Origin of the sequence: Gryllotalpicola protaetiae (assembly GCF_003627055.1) — a bacterium.
In the GTDB taxonomy this organism is placed as follows: Bacteria; Actinomycetota; Actinomycetes; order Actinomycetales; family Microbacteriaceae; genus Gryllotalpicola; species Gryllotalpicola protaetiae.
This window is the reverse complement of the sequence record NZ_CP032624.1, coordinates 134,699-150,752: the sequence shown is the minus strand read 5'-3', so window position 1 is coordinate 150,752 and position 16,054 is coordinate 134,699. Positions and strand designations below refer to the sequence as shown.

The 16,054-nt window shown below is 68.8% G+C and carries 19 protein-coding genes, 1 tRNA gene and 1 pseudogene; 11 read left to right on the top strand and 10 right to left on the bottom strand.

The genetic code is table 11. The features are described from left to right. Window positions 1-5: 5 nt before the first annotated feature. Entirely contained in the window at window positions 6-1,055 is a 1,050-nt protein-coding gene (locus D7I44_RS00795) for an aldo/keto reductase (RefSeq protein WP_120787745.1), read from the top strand. Here the strand turns inward: D7I44_RS00795 and D7I44_RS00790 are convergent. Further along, complete coding sequence (locus tag D7I44_RS00790; RefSeq protein ID WP_120787744.1) at window positions 1,039-1,845, bottom strand: alpha/beta fold hydrolase; 807 nt, start codon at window positions 1,843-1,845, stop codon at window positions 1,039-1,041. The two genes, D7I44_RS00795 and D7I44_RS00790, sit on opposite strands and share 17 nt — an antisense overlap. 4 nt (window positions 1,846-1,849) lie before the next feature. Next, complete coding sequence (locus D7I44_RS00785) at window positions 1,850-2,110, bottom strand: DUF167 domain-containing protein (RefSeq protein ID WP_120787743.1); 261 nt, start codon at window positions 2,108-2,110, stop codon at window positions 1,850-1,852. 89 nt (window positions 2,111-2,199) lie between these two features. Between D7I44_RS00785 and D7I44_RS00780 the strand changes: the two genes are divergently transcribed. From D7I44_RS00780 to D7I44_RS00770, 3 genes are all read left to right on the top strand, one after another. After that, window positions 2,200-3,249 (top strand): NAD-dependent epimerase/dehydratase family protein, encoded by a 1,050-nt coding sequence (locus tag D7I44_RS00780; protein WP_120787742.1) that lies wholly within the window; start codon window positions 2,200-2,202, stop codon window positions 3,247-3,249. Continuing rightward, window positions 3,246-3,935, top strand: a complete 690-nt coding sequence (locus D7I44_RS00775; RefSeq protein ID WP_120787741.1) for a histidine phosphatase family protein — start codon at window positions 3,246-3,248, stop codon at window positions 3,933-3,935. Before D7I44_RS00780 ends, D7I44_RS00775 begins: the two co-directional genes overlap by 4 nt. Window positions 3,936-3,999: 64 nt before the next feature. Continuing rightward, complete coding sequence (locus tag D7I44_RS00770; RefSeq protein WP_120787740.1) at window positions 4,000-5,154, top strand: LLM class flavin-dependent oxidoreductase; 1,155 nt, start codon at window positions 4,000-4,002, stop codon at window positions 5,152-5,154. A gap of 15 nt (window positions 5,155-5,169) precedes the next feature. On the opposite strand, the gene D7I44_RS00765 is transcribed toward D7I44_RS00770, so the two are convergent. The 3 genes from D7I44_RS00765 to D7I44_RS00755 are packed head-to-tail and all read right to left on the bottom strand — an operon-like array spanning window position 5,170 to window position 7,875. After that, window positions 5,170-6,180 (bottom strand): transporter substrate-binding domain-containing protein, encoded by a 1,011-nt coding sequence (locus tag D7I44_RS00765; RefSeq protein WP_120787739.1) that lies wholly within the window; start codon window positions 6,178-6,180, stop codon window positions 5,170-5,172. 46 nt (window positions 6,181-6,226) lie between these two features. Beyond that, on the bottom strand, window positions 6,227-6,991 hold the full coding sequence (locus D7I44_RS00760; RefSeq protein ID WP_120787738.1) for an amino acid ABC transporter ATP-binding protein: 765 nt from the start codon (window positions 6,989-6,991) through the stop codon (window positions 6,227-6,229). After that, the gene (locus D7I44_RS00755; protein WP_120787737.1) at window positions 6,988-7,875 is read right to left on the bottom strand and encodes an amino acid ABC transporter permease; all 888 of its coding nucleotides are present in this window, start codon (window positions 7,873-7,875) and stop codon (window positions 6,988-6,990) included. Before D7I44_RS00755 ends, D7I44_RS00760 begins: the two co-directional genes overlap by 4 nt. 122 nt (window positions 7,876-7,997) lie before the next feature. Here D7I44_RS00755 and D7I44_RS00750 point away from each other — a divergent pair, with 122 nt between their 5' ends. After that, the gene (locus tag D7I44_RS00750; RefSeq protein WP_220093800.1) at window positions 7,998-9,869 is read left to right on the top strand and encodes an FAD/NAD(P)-binding protein; all 1,872 of its coding nucleotides are present in this window, start codon (window positions 7,998-8,000) and stop codon (window positions 9,867-9,869) included. On the opposite strand, the gene D7I44_RS00745 is transcribed toward D7I44_RS00750, so the two are convergent. Then, a complete protein-coding gene (locus D7I44_RS00745) occupies window positions 9,841-10,482 on the bottom strand; it encodes an MBL fold metallo-hydrolase (protein WP_120787735.1) in 642 nt (213 codons plus the stop codon). The two genes, D7I44_RS00750 and D7I44_RS00745, sit on opposite strands and share 29 nt — an antisense overlap. A gap of 59 nt (window positions 10,483-10,541) precedes the next feature. Between D7I44_RS00745 and D7I44_RS00740 the strand changes: the two genes are divergently transcribed. Beyond that, complete coding sequence (locus D7I44_RS00740) at window positions 10,542-11,447, top strand: diacylglycerol kinase family protein (protein WP_245979858.1); 906 nt, start codon at window positions 10,542-10,544, stop codon at window positions 11,445-11,447. 81 nt (window positions 11,448-11,528) lie between these two features. Continuing rightward, window positions 11,529-11,601 (top strand) — tRNA-Glu (locus tag D7I44_RS00735). Between the two features lie 265 nt (window positions 11,602-11,866). Here D7I44_RS00735 and D7I44_RS17960 read toward each other — a convergent pair. Next, window positions 11,867-12,340, bottom strand: coding sequence for a hypothetical protein (locus tag D7I44_RS17960; RefSeq protein ID WP_162939980.1), 474 nt, complete (start codon window positions 12,338-12,340; stop codon window positions 11,867-11,869). 96 nt (window positions 12,341-12,436) lie between these two features. On the opposite strand from D7I44_RS17960, the gene D7I44_RS00725 reads away from it, so the two are divergent. Beyond that, window positions 12,437-12,952 carry a hypothetical protein gene (locus tag D7I44_RS00725; RefSeq protein ID WP_120787732.1) on the top strand — a complete coding sequence of 172 codons (516 nt, stop codon included), beginning with the start codon at window positions 12,437-12,439 and terminating at the stop codon, window positions 12,950-12,952. Window positions 12,953-12,980: 28 nt separating this feature from the next. Here D7I44_RS00725 and D7I44_RS00720 read toward each other — a convergent pair whose 3' ends face one another. Both D7I44_RS00720 and D7I44_RS00715 read right to left on the bottom strand, forming a co-directional pair. After that, window positions 12,981-13,502, bottom strand: a complete 522-nt coding sequence (locus D7I44_RS00720) for an RDD family protein (protein WP_245979855.1) — start codon at window positions 13,500-13,502, stop codon at window positions 12,981-12,983. Between the two features lie 40 nt (window positions 13,503-13,542). Continuing rightward, window positions 13,543-14,366, bottom strand: a pseudogene (locus D7I44_RS00715) (isocitrate lyase/PEP mutase family protein). A 156-nt stretch (window positions 14,367-14,522) separates the two neighbouring features. On the opposite strand from D7I44_RS00715, the gene D7I44_RS00710 reads away from it, so the two are divergent. Beyond that, a complete protein-coding gene (locus D7I44_RS00710; RefSeq protein WP_120787730.1) occupies window positions 14,523-14,780 on the top strand; it encodes a hypothetical protein in 258 nt (85 codons plus the stop codon). 34 nt (window positions 14,781-14,814) lie between these two features. Here D7I44_RS00710 and D7I44_RS00705 read toward each other — a convergent pair whose 3' ends face one another. Next, entirely contained in the window at window positions 14,815-15,177 is a 363-nt protein-coding gene (locus tag D7I44_RS00705; RefSeq protein WP_120787729.1) for a hypothetical protein, read from the bottom strand. 142 nt (window positions 15,178-15,319) lie between these two features. On the opposite strand from D7I44_RS00705, the gene D7I44_RS00700 reads away from it, so the two are divergent. Next, window positions 15,320-15,601, top strand: coding sequence for a type II toxin-antitoxin system RelE/ParE family toxin (locus D7I44_RS00700; protein ID WP_120787728.1), 282 nt, complete (start codon window positions 15,320-15,322; stop codon window positions 15,599-15,601). A gap of 12 nt (window positions 15,602-15,613) precedes the next feature. Then, window positions 15,614-15,946, top strand: coding sequence for a HigA family addiction module antitoxin (locus D7I44_RS00695; RefSeq protein WP_120787727.1), 333 nt, complete (start codon window positions 15,614-15,616; stop codon window positions 15,944-15,946). Window positions 15,947-16,054 lie beyond the last annotated feature (108 nt).

Sequence of the window (16,054 nt, the reverse complement as noted above, 5' to 3'; positions counted from 1 at the left end):
AAGACATGGATTACCGTCAGCTCGGCAGCTCTGGCCTGCGCATCTCATCTCTCACCCTCGGCACGATGGGCTACGGCGGGACGGGCTGGGCGACTCCCGTCGGCAACCTGCAGGTCGACGACGTGAAGCGTCAGCTCGGCCTCGCGAAGGACGCGGGCGTCAACATCATCGACACGGCGGATGTCTATTCGAACGGCCTCTCCGAGCAGCTCCTCGGCGAGGCGCTCGGCGACAGCCGCGACGAGTGGATCGTCGCCACCAAGGTCCGCATGGCAATGGGTGAAGGCCCGAACGACGCTGGCGCCAGCCGCCACCACATCATCACGGGCGCCGAGGACAGCCTGCGCCGCCTCGGCACCGACTACATCGACCTGTACCAGCTGCACGAGTGGGACGGGCAGACGCCGCTCGAGGAGACCTGGGCTGCCCTCGACCACCTCGTGCAGTCGGGCAAGGTGCGCTACCTCGGAATCTCGAACTACACCGGCTGGCAGACCGTGAAGGCCGTGACCGCCGCCGAGAGGCACGGCTTCACGAAGCCCGTCGCCACCCAGGTGCACTACTCGCCGCAGACCCGCGACATCGAGGGCGAGGTGATTCCGGCCGCGATCGATCAGGGGCTGGGGATTCTCGTGTGGAGCCCGCTCGCCGGCGGCCTGCTCTCCGGCAAGTACCGCCGCGGCCAGGATGCCCCTGAGGGCTCGCGCCGCTTCCAGGGCTGGACGGAGCCGCCGGTCTACGACGAGGCGCTGCTCTACGACCTCATCGACCTGCTCGTCGAGATCGGGGACGGCCACGGCGTCTCGGCCGCGCAGGTCGCGCTCGCCTGGACCCTCGGCCGCCCGCAGATCAGCTCGCTGATCATCGCCGGCCGCACCGACGAGCAGCTCTCCGACAACCTCGCCGCGGCATCCCTCGTGCTCACCGACGACGAGCGCGCCCGCATCGATCAGCTGACCCTGCCCGACCTGCGCTACCCGTTCTGGCACCAGCGCAACACCTCGACCGACCGCCTCTCGCCGGCCGACTGGTCGCTCATCAAGCAGTACGTGTAGCGAGCCACTCGCGGATCGCGGGCAGCGCGTCCGGGTGGCGTGGGGTGCGGCCATGGGTGGCGCCGTCGAGAAGCCGCACGGGCATCGAGGGCAGCAGCGACTGCATGCGCGCTGCGGCGCGCACGCGGATGTGGTCCTCGGTGCCCGCGACCATCAGCACCGGCATCGGCAGGGCTAAGAGCGCGTGGGCGGGCACGCCAGGGTCGTCCTCTGTCTTGCGCATGTATGCGGCGAGGGCGCGGGGGTCGTTGGCGAGCAGCGCGACGGCCGTCGAGTTGTCGAGGGGCTTCCCGAGGTGCTCGGCCCAGCGATCGACGAACGCCTGCATGCCGCGCGCCACGAGGGTGTCGACGACGCCGGGGAAGAACGTCCGGTCGAAGATGCCCTGGCCGCCGGTGCGCGGCGAGCCGCCGAGCGTCACGAGACTGGCGAGCCGGCCGGGGTGCGAGTAGGCGATCTCGAAGCCGACCCGGCCGCCGAGCGAATAGCCGACGTAATGCGCCTTCTCGACGCCGGTGGCCTCCATGACCGAGAGCACGTCGCCGACGAAGAGCGCCTGGTCGTAGGCGTCCTCGTCGTACGGCTTGTCGCTTCGGCCGTGGCCGCGCAGGTCGAGCGTGATCACGCGGTGCGTCGTCTGCAGCTCGCGCACCCAGCCGAAACCGCGCCAGATCGCCTGGGTCAGAGCGGTGCCGTGCACGAGCACGACCGCCGGAGCGCCCGGCGAGCCCTCGCCGAAGACGCGGTAGCTGATGCGGGTGCCGTCGAGGGGGTTCTCCACCAGATCCACAGGATCACGGTAGCCGCTTGAGCGATTCCAGCCGGGCCTCCGTTGCGCCGTCGATGTCGACGAGCTTCGTGCGGCTGGTCGCACCCGTCACCAGCGACACGTCGCGACGTCGAACGCCGAACGCCTTGGCGAGCGCCGCGAGCGCGGCATCCGTCGCCTTGCCGTCGACGGCGCGCTCGGCCACCCGCACGACGAGCGCGCCGTCGTGCTCGCCGCCCACCAGGGTGCGCGACGCTCCGGGCCGCACCCGCACCTCGATACGCATGCATCGATCATGCCCCGACGGCGCCGGTCGGCGCGGCGGCCCCACGCCCGGTCGGCGTATGCGCCGCCGACCCGGCTAGCCTTGAGGGTGTGGCGCGCGCAGTCATCCTCGGTGGAACAGGAGTGATCGGCCGTGCCGTCGCAACCCGGCTGCTGGCAGCGGGCTGGCAGGTCGACGTTACCGGTCGCGACGCCGCGCACGTGCCGGACGACCTCGCAGCGGCATCCGGCTTCACCTTCGTGCAGAGCGAGCGAACGGATGCCCGCGCCATGCGCGCCGCGATCGGCGAGGGTGCCGAGTTGATCGTCGACTGCCTGTGCTTCACGGAAGCGGATGCACGCGCGGTCGCGCCGTTCCTCGCCGACGCCGACGCGGCGGTCACGCTGTCGACAAAGGCGGTGTACGTCGACGAGTTCGGCAACCACGGCAACTCGCTGGTGAAGCCGGTCTTCCCCCTGCCGATCCGCGAGGTCGACGCGACCGTCGCCCCCGGGCGCGGCGACCCGGCGACGCGCGACGGCTACGCGGCGAACCGTGTCGCGGCCGAGAACGCGCTGCTCGACTCCGGCCTGCCGGTTACCGTGCTGCGCGCCGGACGCGTGCACGGGGCGGGCGCCGCTCGGCCGCGCGAGTGGGCGTTCCTGAAGCGCGCGCTCGATGGCCGCGAGCAGCTCGCGCTGGCGCATCGCGGGCGCGGCGGCGACCACACGACGGCCGCCGCGAACGTCGCCTCGCTCGTCGAGGCCGTGGTGCAGCATCCGGCCGCTCGAATTCTCAATGTCGGCGATGCGGACGCCCCGACCGGCCTCGCGATAGCCGAGACCGTCGCCGCGCACGCGGGGCTGGGTTCCGATTTCGAGATCATCGCGATCGACGACGACGTCGACCCTCAGTACGGCGCGCACCCGTGGGATGTGGTGCCGCCCGTCGTGCTCGACCTCACCGCCGCGCGCGAGCTCGGCTGGCAGGGCGAGACGTTCGCACAGACCGTCGGCGCCGAGCTCGACTGGCTGCAGCGCGAGCACGAGCTGGGTCTGACCGCGCGCTTCGACGACGACCCGTACTTCGCGCCGTTCCTCGACTACCGCCTCGAGGATGCGTACCTGCTGCTTCGACGTCTTGAGAGATCGGCGATATGACCCCCACTGTGCGACTGACCGTGCGTTCCACCCGCCCCGGCGAGGAGTTCTCCGAGCACGGCGGCGCGAACAAGGCGCGCCTCGTTCTTGTGCGGCACGGCCAGACCGAGTGGAGCCTTTCCGGCCGGCATACGAGTGTCACCGACCTGCCGCTCACCGCCGCGGGCGAGGCGGAGGCGGCGGCGATCGCCGAGGTGCTGAACGGGCATCTGTTCGGGCTGGTGCTGTCGAGCCCGCGGCACCGCGCGATCCGCACGGCCGAGCTGGCCGGCTACGGCGACCGGCTCGTGATCGACGACGACCTCGCCGAGTTCGACTACGGCGCGTACGAGGGACTCACCACGCCGCAGATCATCCAGCAGCGTGGCGCCAACTGGAACCTGTGGCGCAACGGGGTGCCGGCTGCGGCGACGCCGGGGGAGTCCGCCGCCGACGTGCAGCTGCGCGCCAAGCGCGTCATCGCCCGTGCGCTCGACACGATGTGGAGCGGTCAGGATGTGATCTGCTTCGCGCACGGGCACTTCCTGCGCGCAATGGCCGCAGCCTGGCTTGGGCTGCGCCCCGTCGACGCGCAGGCGTTCTCGCTCGCGACCGCGACCGTCAGCGTGCTCGGCTTCGAGCATGCGCAGCCGGTGGTGGTGCGGTGGAACACGCCGCCCGGCATGCTGCAGTTCCCGAGTTCGTGACCTGTCGTAACACTGTGTCGTAACACGCGAGCGCCGCGCCGCCGCCCCGATCTACCGTCAGGGCATGGGCGAGCACATGATCCTCGGTGCGGCATTCCGCGCCCTCGGCGGGTTCCCCTCCGGGTGGCGGATGCCCGGCGCCGAGCGTTCCCCGCGCCGTGAGCCGACGGTTCTCGTCAAAGCCGCGAAGATCGCCGAGCAGGCGCGCTTCGACTACCTCTACTTCGGTGACTGGCTGTCGACGGGGCCCGAGCTCGAGGCGACGGCGCCGCACCTGCTCGCGCGGGTCGACCCGCTGAGCGCCGTGGCGTTCCTCGCGGCATCCACCCGCCGCATCGGGCTGATCACGAGCGTGAACACCACCTACAGCGAGGTCTACGCGATCGCGCGCCAGACGGCGTCGGTCGATCTGCTCTCCGGTGGTCGGCTCGGGCTCAACCTGCACGTCGGCGCGAACGCGCTCGCCGCCGCGAACCACGGCAAGGACGTCGAGTGGGACCGGCTCAACGCCTACGACCGCGCCGTCGAGTTCCTCGACGCGATGCGGCTTCTCTGGGACAGCTGGGACGACGATGCATTCGTGGCGGATGCCGCAAGCGGCCGCCTCATCGACCAGAGCCGCCTGCATCCGACCGACTTCACGGGCCGCTTCGTGCAGACGGCCGGTCCGCTCAACGCGCTGCGGCCGGTGCAGGGCGCCGTGCCGATCACGCACACGGGCACGTCGCCGCGGGCCCACGAGCTCGTCGCGACGCGAGGGAATCTCGCGATCGCCGACTTCGAGAGCGCCGCTGAGGCATTCAACTATCGCGCAGAGCTGCGGGCGGCGGCGCTCGCGGCCGGTCGCGAGGAGTCGGAGCTGCCGAAGCTCGTGATCCCGGTGCTGCCGGTCGTGGCGGCGACCCCCGAGCGGGCGCAAGCGCTTGCTGACGAGCTGCTGTCGCTGATCGCACCGGGAACCCGCGCGCGCCTGCCCGGGCTGCTCGTCGGCGACGGCCCGGCGGTCGCAGACCGCCTCGAGCAGTGGTTCGGCTCGGGCGCCGTCGACGGCTTCCAGATCCTGTCGGCGTGGATGCCCGCGCAGCTCGACGCCTTCGCCGAGCTCGTGGTCCCGGAGCTGCAGGCGCGGGGTGTCGTGCGCACCGAGTATGAGGGGCGCACCTTGCGTGGGCACCTCGGGCTCAGGCATCCGCTCAGCAGTTATGCGGTGGATGCCTGAGCCTGAGGTCGAACGCTACTCGTTCGTGATCGGCAGCCCGGGCGGGTTCAGCTCGGACTTCTGCACGCCCTCGTTCGCGAGGTTGTAGGCCGCGAGCCACTTCGCATACTGGCCGTTCTCGATCAGGTAGTTGATCGCGTCGACGGTCGGCTGCGCCAGGCCGCTGCCCTTCTTGGTGGTCGCGGCGATGAGACCCTGCAGGCTCGCGCCGGCACCCGAGTACGTCGCCTCGGTGCGGGTCGGGTTCGCCGACTTCGCCGACTGCGTGTTCTGGTAGGCGGCCGACGGGTTCGGCGTGAAGTCGATGTCGATCTTCCCGGAGTCGAGCGCGAGATAGGTCGCGTTCGCGTCCTGGAAGTACTTGATCGTGAAGTCCTTGCCCTCACCCTGCAGCTGCTTCTGCCAGGCGAGCAGGATCTTCTCCTGATTGGTGCCCGCGCTGACCGCGACGGTCTTGCCGGCGAGCGAATCGGGGCCGGTCCACTTCCAGTCGTTCTTCTTCAGCACCTGCAGCGCGAGGTTGTCGTCGCGGTAGGAGGCGAAGTCGTACTTCTGCTTGCGCTGCTCGGTGTCGGTGATGTTCGAGAAGCCGATGTCGGTCTTCCCGGTGTCGATGCCGACGAACAGGTTGTCCCAGGTGGCGTTCGAGACGACGGGCTTGAGGCCGAAGACCGCGGCGACGAGGCGGCCGAGGTCGGGCTCCGCGCCGGTCAGAGTCTTCTGGTCGTCGCCGAGGTAGGCGAGCGGCGGGAAGCCGGCGGGCAGCGCGCCGATGCCGATCGTCAGCTCGCCGCTCGTGCGCACAGAGGCCGGCAGCTCCGCGCGGATCTTCGCGACCTCGGGCACGTCGAGCGTGACCTGCTTCGCGGCGCCGTTGCTGTGCGCCCCGACGGTGACCTCGCCCTTCTTGTCCGTGGTGCTGGCCGAGGCCGAGTTGCCCGCGCAGCCGGCGACGGTCGCGACGAGCGCGCCGGCGACCAGCAGCGCGGAGCCTGCACGTCGCAGGCGGGTGGTGTGGGTCGTCATGGTGGTTCCTCTTCTCTTGGATGGGGTGCGGTGCGGATGCCTGTGGTCAGAGCACCCGGGAAAGGAAGTCGCGCGTGCGCGCGTGGCTCGGGTTCACGAGCACGTCGCCAGGGGCGCCCTGCTCGACGATGACGCCGTCGTCGAGGAAGACGACGTGGTCGGCGACCTCGCGGGCGAAGCCGATCTCATGCGTGACGACGACGAGCGTGCGTCCTGATTCGGCGAGGCGTCGGATGACCGTGAGCACCTCGCCGACCAGCTCGGGGTCGAGCGCAGAAGTCGGCTCGTCGAACAGGATCAGCTGCGGGTCGAGCGCGAGGGCGCGGGCGATGGCCACGCGCTGCTGCTGCCCGCCGGAGAGCTGTCGCGGGAAGGCATCCGCCTTGTCGCTCAGCCCGATCTGCGCGAGCAGCTCGTACGCCCGCTCGCGGGCAGGCGCCTTCGCCAGCAGTCCGGTGGACACGGGTGCCTCGATGATGTTCTCGAGCACCGTCAGATGCGGGAACAGGTTGAAGTTCTGGAAGACGAAGCCGATGCGGGCGCGCTGCGTGAGGATCTGCTTCTCGTGCAGCTCCTTCAGCCGCTCGCCGACGAGGCGCACGCCGATCAGCTCGCCGTCGACGACGACGTAGCCCTCGTCGAGCTTCTCGAGGTGGTTGACCGCGCGCAGGAGGGTCGACTTGCCGGAGCCCGAGGGGCCGAGGATCACCGTGACGGTGCCCTGCGCGATCGTGAGGTCGATGCCCTGCAGCACCTTCTTGCCGCCGAACGACTTGCGCGCTCCGACGATCTGCACGGCCGCGGCGCTCATCGGGCACCGGCCAGACCGCGGTTGTAGAACCGCTCGACGAAGTGCTGCACGATGCCGATGAATCCGGTGAGGATCAGGTACCACACGCTCGCGACCACGAGCAGCGGGATGATGTCGCTCGGGTAGGTCGAGCCCAGGTTCTGCACCACACCGAACAGATCGAGCAGGCTCACGTAGAACAGCAGAGAGCTCGACTTGATCAGCCCGACGATCTGGTTGACGTAGGCGGGCACGATCGAGCGCAGCGCCTGCGGCAGCACGACGCGGGTGAAACGACGGTAGCGGGGGATGCCGAGTGCTTTGGCCGCCTCGTGCTGGCCGGGGTCCACCGCGAGCAGACCGGAGCGCACCACCTCGGCGGCGTAGGCGATCTCCGACAGGCTGAGCCCGATGACGCCGAGGGCGAGATCGCCGAGCACGCTGACGGTCGGCACCTGCAGCTGCGGGCCGAACGGGATGCCGATGCCGATCTTCGGGTACAGGTTGCCGAGGTTGTAGAGGAACACCAGCACGAGCAGCAGCGGCACCGAGCGGAACACCCAGATGTACAGCCACGCCGCCCCGCTCAGCACGCGGTTGCGCGACTGGCGGGCGAGCGCCACCAGGACGCCGGCCACGAAGCTGACGACCGCGCTGATCGCGGTCGCCTCGATCGTCAGGGTGAGACCGCGCAGGATCGCCGGGCTCAAGAACCAGTGGCCGACGCGGTTCCATTCCCACGCGGGGTTGGTGAACAGCGTCTGGGCGAAGTTCAGCGCGAGCAGCAGGACGACGGCGGTCGCCATCCACTGCCACGGACGGCGCAGCGGCTGCACGCGCCGGGTGACGGCTGCGGCCGGGATATCCGGCGCCGTGAGGCGTGAGCGAAGGGATGCGGTGGTCATGGTCGGCGACGCTAGGGGGATGCTCGGAGCGGGCGGAAACGAGCCGGACACAATGCGTCACGGCTGAAACGGAGCGCAACATTGGGGCGGCTCGAGTGCCCACTCGGGGCATGCTGGCACTCATGCCCGAACTCACCGTCGCCGTCCTCGGCGCAGGCCCGCGCGGTGTCGGCTGGCTCGAGCGATTCGTCGAGAACCTGCGGGCGGGCGGACTCGGGCAGGGGGCGGCGGCCGCAGGCATCCGCATCGTCCTCATCGACCCGTACCAGCCGGGGCCCGGACGGCTGTGGCGCTACGACCAGTCGCCGCTGCTGAAGCTCAACTCGCTCGCCGCCGACGTGACGATGTTCACGGATGCCTCGTGCACGGTCGAAGGGCCCATCGTGCCCGGGCCGTCGCTCGCCGAGTGGGCAGAGCTCTGGCGCGCCGGCTCACTCGACGTGACCGTCGACGACGAGGCCGTGCGCGCCGAGCTCGAGGCGCTCGGGCCGGCGAGCTTCCCGACGCGGCGGCTGCAGAGCTTCTACCTCGACTGGTTCCACCGCCGCACCCTCGCGAACCTGCCGGCAGGCGTCGAGGTCGAATGGCTCAACACGTCCGCCGTGTCGGTCGCCGACGACGGCGACCGACAGCTCGTCGGCCTCGCCGACGGCGGCGCGGTCCCGGCCGACGCCGTGCTGTACGCGCTCGGCCACAACGGGTCGACGCTCGCCGGCGAGCATGAGGTGCTCGACCGGTTCGCGCGCGAGCACGGCGCCTACTACCTGGCGCCGGCGTTCACCGCAGACGCGGATCTCGACGGGCTCCCGGCCGGCGCCGACATCATCGTGCGCGGCATGGGCCTCGCCGCCGTCGACCTCGTGGTGCTGCTGACGCAGGGCCGCGGCGGACGGTTCGAAGAGACCGAGGGCGGCCTGCGCTACGTGCCGAGCGGCCGCGAGCCGCGTCTGCACCTCGGCTCGCGTCGGGGCGTGCCGTACCACTCGAAGGTCACCTCGAAGCTCGTCGCACCACGTGCAGAGCTGCGCTTCTTCACCCGTGACATCGCGGCGGTGCTGGGTGCGCGCGCCGACCTCGACTTCGCCGCGGACGTGTGGCCGCTGATCGCCAAAGAGGCGCTGCACGGCTACTACCACGAGCTGTTCCTCGGCCACCCCGACCGCGTGCGGCTTCCGTGGGACGAGTTCCTCGCGCGCTTCGCCGAGCTCGACCCCTGGTCGGACGCGCTGCGCGAGCTGGCGGTCGAGGCGCTCGTCGACCCCGCCGATGCGCTCGACCTCTCTGTCTTCGACCGGCCGCTCGCCGGGCTCAGTTTCGCGAGTCACGACGAGCTGCAGCGGCACCTCGTCGAATACATCGCGGACGACGTGCACCGCCGCACCGCGGCCGAGCACTCGGCGACGCTCGGCCTCTTCACGTCGCTGCTGTTCGCGCTCTTCGCCACCGGCGGCTCGGGCATCGAGGTGCCGCCGTGGTTCAAGGCCTTCTTCAGCTACGTCGCGTCGGGGCCGCCGGTGCACCGTCTGGAGGAGCTGCTCGCGCTCGTGGAGGCGGGTGTCGTGCGCTTCCTCGGCGCCGAGCTCGAGGTGCGGGCGGATGGCTCTGCTGACGGCGGCGCCGGCGTCTTCCGCGCGTCGAGCCCTTCCGTTCCTGGCGAGCTCACGTCGAACTACCTCGTCGACGCCTGGCTTCCGGAGGACGCGGCGCACCGCAGTGAGAACGCGGCGCTGCGCGATGCGGTGCGGGCGTCGTCCGGTGAGGCATCCCTCGCCGCCCTGGTCGCCGTGCACCCCGATGACTCGCGCCTGATCGGGCCCGACGGCGAGCCGCACGCGGCGCGCTTCGCCATCGGGCCGTTCACGTCGGCGCCGAACGCCGGGGCGTTCGCCCGGCCGTCGACGGACGCGATGAGCTTCCGCGAGAACGACCGCGTCGCGCGCGCCGTGCTGCGGCTGCTCGACGAGCTCACAGCTCGGCAGACGCTCCTGGCGTGAGGTCGAGCAGGGTGCCGCCGTTCTGCTGAGCGGCCCACTCGATGCGGGCCTTCGCCATCGCCTTGCCGGCGTCGGAGTTGATCATCTCGTGCGTCGGGAACGCGCGGCGCGGCTTGACGGCGAGTACGAAGTCGATCGCCTCGCCGACCTTGAGCCACGGTGCGCTCGACGGGGCGGCGAGCACGTCGACCTCGACGCCGTCCGGCACGGCGAACGAGTCGCCCGGGTAGTAGAGGGCGCCGCCGTCGACCGAGACGCCCACGTTGTCGACCACGGGGATCGACGAGTGGATGACCGCGTGCGTGCCGCCGAAGAACTCGAGCTCGAAGGGGCCTGCGACGACCGAGTCGCCGGGCGCGACGACGGTGATGTCGAAGTCGGATGCCGCGTCCGCGACCCCCTGCGGCGCGTAGATCGGCGCGGCCGGGTTCGCGTCGAGGACGGCCTGCAGGTGCGGGGCGTCCCAGTGGTCAGCGTGCTCGTGGGTGATGACGATCGCCGCGACGCCGGTCGCGTCGGGCAGCGGTCGGGCGAAGCTGCCAGGGTCGACGACGAGCTTGGCGCCGTCCTTCTCGAGGATGAATGCGGCGTGTTCCAGCTTTGTGATGCGCATGTTGCCAGGCTATTCGCTGTGCCGGATGATGGTGATCCATGCCGCCGAGCTCGACGACGATGCCCAGACGACTGATCGTCGCGATCAACCCGACCGCCGCCTTCGGGCGCCACCACGGCGCGGGCGCCGCCGCGTCGGAGATCTTCGCCGCAACCGGCCACACCGTCATCGAGGTGCGGCAGCCGAACTACGAGCTGCTGCGGCGCGAGGTCGAGCGTGAGGTGCGCGCGGTCGACGCACCCGATCGCGCGGCGCTGATCGTCGTCGGCGGCGACGGCATGGTGAGCCTCGGCGTCAACGCGGTGGCCGAGACGGGCATCCCGCTCGGCGTCGTGCCCGTCGGCACCGGCAACGACACCGCCCGCAACATCGGCATGCCGATCGGCGACCCCGCTGCCGCGGCGAGGCAGATCGTGGCGGCTCTGTCCGGTGACGCGCAGGCGGTGGATGCCGGACGCGTCGTGCACGGCCCCCACACCACCTGGATGCTCGGCGCCCTCTCGGCCGGCTTCGACGCCGCCGTGAACGAGCGGGCGAACTTCATGTCGTGGCCGAACAGCGAGCGGCGCTACACGATCGCCGTCGTGCGCGAGCTGCTCACCTTCCGCGCGCCGCACTACCGGGTCGTCGTCGACGGGCACGAGCGCGCGTTCTCGGCGATGCTCGTGGCGATCGCGAACCACACGTCGATCGGCGGCGGCATGAAAATCGCGCCCGACGCCGAGATGAACGACGGATTCTTCGACCTGTTCGTCGTCGATCGGATGTCGAAGCTCCGGTTCCTGCGCATCTTCCCGAAAGTGTTCAAAGGCGAGCACACGGGGGAGCCCGAGGTGCATCTCGAGCGGGTGCGCTCGGTGCGCATCGAGGCGGCCGGCGTGGTCGCTTACGCGGACGGCGAGCGGGTGGGGCCCTTGCCCGTCGAGGTGTCCATCGTGCCCGGCGCGGTGCGTCTGCTGCGATAGCCGCCTCGATTTGTCCGCCCCGTGGCGGCCATGTAAAGTAGAACCCGTTGCGCCGCGCTCCTGCGAGTGCGCAGCCAGTCCGGCCCCATCGTTTAGCGGCCTAGGACGTCGCCCTCTCACGGCGGTAACGCGGGTTCAAATCCCGCTGGGGTCACAACAGCCCGCTTCCCTTCTCTTGCAAGGGAAGCGGGCTTTTTGTTTGTGCCCGCACGGGGGAGTGTGGGTAGGGGCTCCCGCCGCCGAGCGCCTGACGCGAGGGCTTGAGCGCGATGGCAGCGAGCACCGCGCCCTCTGGGAGCGCTGGATGCGCGAGGAAGACGTGTTCTTCGCGCAAGACGCGACCGCAGAACGTGCTGACTTCCGAGTCAGCGGCGCCGACTGATTGACACCGTCGCCGAGACCCGCCGATAGCCGATTCCCTAGCGCACAATCGAGGCTGCGACGTCGCGGATCCCCTGTTCAATACCTGTCGTGTCTTCACCCATGGACTCGAGTTCGTCGTATTCGTCGTCAAGCTCGGCGAGACGATTGAGCGGCTCAGAATCGCTCTCGTGGTGAAATCGCGAGTGCGCCCACGAACTCAGCTCTCGTTCGCTGCACCTGCCAGCGAGAAGCTCTCGGCACATTCGACGCGCCGCAACTTCATCTGACTTGGACCATTGCTCGACATCGAGCGCGAGCTCATCGGCAACACGGGCAACGAGGCGATCAACTTCGAAGGGATTCTCACGCCGTGGGAGGCCCGCCATTTCGGCCAGTGCCTCGCCGTCGAGACCGGCCATTAGGGCGTCGGTCGCGGCATTGGCAAGGACTACCTGTCCGTCAGCGAGCTTCGCGTCCCACCAGGCGAACGCTTCAACGAGCTGGCAAAGGATCTCTTCGACACATGCCATGTCGGAATTCTCGTGCAATCGAAGTTCTCCAGTGTCCGCAAACGGTTCGGTCAGCGGGCATCTCTTCCGGCGCCCCTAAGCATTACGTCGAGCCTGATGTCTGCGTTCGACGAGTCGCAGCTGCCGATGACTTTGAAGCCACTGGCGCGCGCAACTACGACAAGCAGGCTCGGGGCGCTCTACGTCGGCGTCCTCGGTCTGGGCGTTCTCGCCGCCGGGGTTTTCGGCGTGCTCCCTACTGTTGCTGCGGCCGGCCTCATCATCGTCGGCGCAGCCGGCGTACTCCTATCGCTGTTGCTCATCGCACGCACCGGCAGCGTCTCTGTGACGCTCACCACCGACTTCCTCGTTCTCCGCGGCCAGTTCTCAACACGAACCGTGCCGCGCAATGCCATCAAGAAGGTCACCGACGAGCCGCTGGTGATCTGGCGAGACGGCGCGCAACGCGATCACCGCACATGGCTCACCGGACTGGCCCTGTACCGAGACCAGGGACGAACAGGAGGCATGAACACCTCGCTGCGTTCTGACCTTCAAACCAAGCTTTCCCTGGTTCGAGCATGGGCTGGAGAGCCTGCTTCTGCCACCGAAGGCGATTCATTTCGCTGGTAGGGCGAGCCGCAGTTCGACAGGGGATCTTCTAGCGTTCTGCAGCGATAGTCGCTTTTGGTGATGCCACCCGCGTCGAGCTGAGCCGGTCGTAGAGAGTTTGCCCGCCTGGCAGGAGTAGGGACACGACCCAGACGACGGGCAGGACGTAGGCGCCGAGGAGCAACCACATCGCCCAAGCGGGCGTCGCGCCTTGCGCCGAGCTGTCAACCACGGCAAAGACCGCTGCGTGGGCGACGATCCACGGAGTGCCGAGCTTGAGGGTGTTGCGTAGCAACGCCAGCGTGAATGTCGGTCGGCCCCCATCGTGCTCGACAGTGAGGCGCAGGACGCGTTTGCCGACGGTCGCTGCGCGTGGGTGCGATTCGCACCGCGCCGCAGCGAGAACGATCGGGACCACGACCGAGAGCCCGACCAGATTCTGCGCCAGTGCATCGCTCAGATTCAGAACGCCAAGTGCGTAGAGCGGCACACCGACAGCTGCAACCAGTCCGACCCATGCGAGCATGCAGCACCAGTCGATCGCAAAGGCAAGCAGACGACGCAGTCGCACGCGCTCACCTTAGCCGGATGCTGCACGCGGGCCGATCCGGTTAGCGTTCGCGTGCCTCCGCCAAGAGGGTGTTGATCCTTGCGTAGTCGGCGGTGCCGGCGAGTGATTGGTATGTGCCGGTCGTTTCGAGTTCAGTGGCAGCGCGCGCGACCAGCGCGTAGACGGCTTCTGCGATGCCGGATCCGAGGCTGACTCGCGCAACACCGAGTCGGCTCAATTCCGCGACGCTCGGCGCTCCGGGCCCTGCCATGATGTTCGGTGGTGCGCTGATGCCGGCGGCGAGGGTGGTGATCGTCTCCGGGTCGATGACGCCGGGGACGAAGATCCCATCTGCTCCGGCATCCAGGTATCGCGCGGCCCGGTCGAGTGTCTCGGTGAGGCGGGCTGCTGGGTCTCCGATGCTGGCGAGGTACATGTCGGTGCGTGCGTTGATGAACATCGGGACGTGCGCGCGCTCTGCGGCCTTGCGGGCTGCTGCGATCGCGGAGGCGAGTTCCTGGGGGTGCGCCGGCCGTCCTCGATGTTGATGCCGATCGCGCCGGCGTCCAACATCGCGGCCGTTGTCTCTTCGACGCCGGCGGTGGTTGTGGCGTACCCACCTTCGATATCGACGGTGACCGGCAGGGAGACCGCGCTGGTGATACGGGCAACCGCCTGGGCGGCCAGAACCCGGTCAAGGGCATCCCCATCTGGAAATCCGAGCGACCAGGCGAGCCCGGCGCTGGTCGTTGCGATGGCGCGTGCCCCTGCGGCTTGAGTGACGAGTGCGCTGGCAACGTCCCAGACGTTGGCGAGTGCGAGCGGGTGCTGGAGGTCGTGGGGGGAGCGGAAGGCGATGGCGTTTTCTGTGGTGTTGTTGTTCACAACTCCAAGTGCAGCCGCCGTGCCAGCTCAACACCGGCGGGATTCGGACAACACGGTGACTCCACGGTCCCACACATTTACGCCTGCCTGAAGGCTCAACCGCGCGCTGACGGATCCGTAATCCCGCACGTTGTTGCGAGCTCGTACTGTTAGCGAATGGATCAGGACTGGCGGCTCACGGGGCAGGAGTCGTACCTCCAGGACCGGTCATTGCGCTTGGCGCTGTGGGTCGGGTATCGCGCTGGTTGGGACCACGACCATTGCGGGTTTTGCCAAGCAGAGATTTCCGACGACACTACGGGCCACGCGAAATACAACGAGGCATGGGTGACTGCCGACGACGGCTACACATGGATCTGCCCGGAGTGTTTCAACGATTTCCGCGAGAGGTTCCGCTGGACCGTGACGACGTGACGTCGCGCGCCCACGCTGCGCGCAGGCGACCCCATCAATGCGCTACGGCGGCAACCAGTTGGTTGGCTCGCGGGAGGCGGGCTGGACGCTCGTCTGTGTACCAATAGAACTCGAGCGCGCTGAGACGCTCATTCGACGCCCACAAAATGATGCCGCCGATCTCCTCGCCAGAATCGCCAACGACTACTGCCTCTGCGAACGATCGACGAGCGGGACTCGATAGGGCGAGGTTCGGAGCATCGGTGGGGATGTCGAGGTCGAGCATTGTGACCGACCCGCTCACGCCACGAAGTGCTGCAATCTGGGCGACTGCGGAGTCGCTCAATCGTGCAACGTCGAGCACCAGCACGCCGGTCAACAGGTCTTGCACGTCCGCGAGCTCCGGCAGAGGGTCCATTCATCGAGCATGACAGCACCACGACACCGCGAGGAAGACTGCGGCTCGGAGCCGGGCCTCGTTGCGGGCGGTCGACCCTTCGAAGCCCCGTCGCTGCTGCGGCAGCAGCGCGCATACTGTCGTTTGACGATAGTATGGGGCTGTGATCCAGTCCTTCGCGGATGAGCAGACGAAGAAGGTCTGGGAGCGCGAGCACGTCAAGAGATTCGGCCCCGATCTGCAACGCGCCGCCCAGAAGAAGCTGCGCCTGCTCAACGCGGCAGACGTTCTCAATGACCTACGCATTCCGCCGGGAAACCGGCTCGAGAAGCTCTCGGGCGACCGCGAGGGGCAGCACTCGATCCGCATCAATGGCCAATACCGAATCTGCTTCGTCTGGACGGCTGCCGGGCCGGCCGAAGTCCAAATCGTCGACTACCACTGAGAGGAGCGCATCATGAGCAAGGCACACGAGCCGATCACGCCGGGGGAGATCCTGCAGACCGAGTTCTTGGAGCCGCTTGGCATCACCGCGTACCGGCTCGCTCAGGCGACGGGTCTGCCGCAGACTCGGCTGAGCGAGATCATCCGCGGCAAGCGGCGCATCACGACCGACACCGCGCTGCGGCTGTCGCAGGCATTCGGACTCTCCGAGCGGTTCTGGCTGAACCTGCAGACCGACTACGACATCGAACTCGCACACGACGAGAACGATCCCGAGCTCAGCCAGGTCGAACGCCTTGTGATGTCTCAGGACATGGTTGACAGTTCTGCATCAGTAGATCTCTGACGTTTCGGCGCCGTTTGGTCCTGACACTTCTGCCTCGATGTTGAGGGGAGTCGTTGGAGTTCCGGACTCGCTGGCGCATTCTGACCACGGGACTCGACGGGCTCTTCG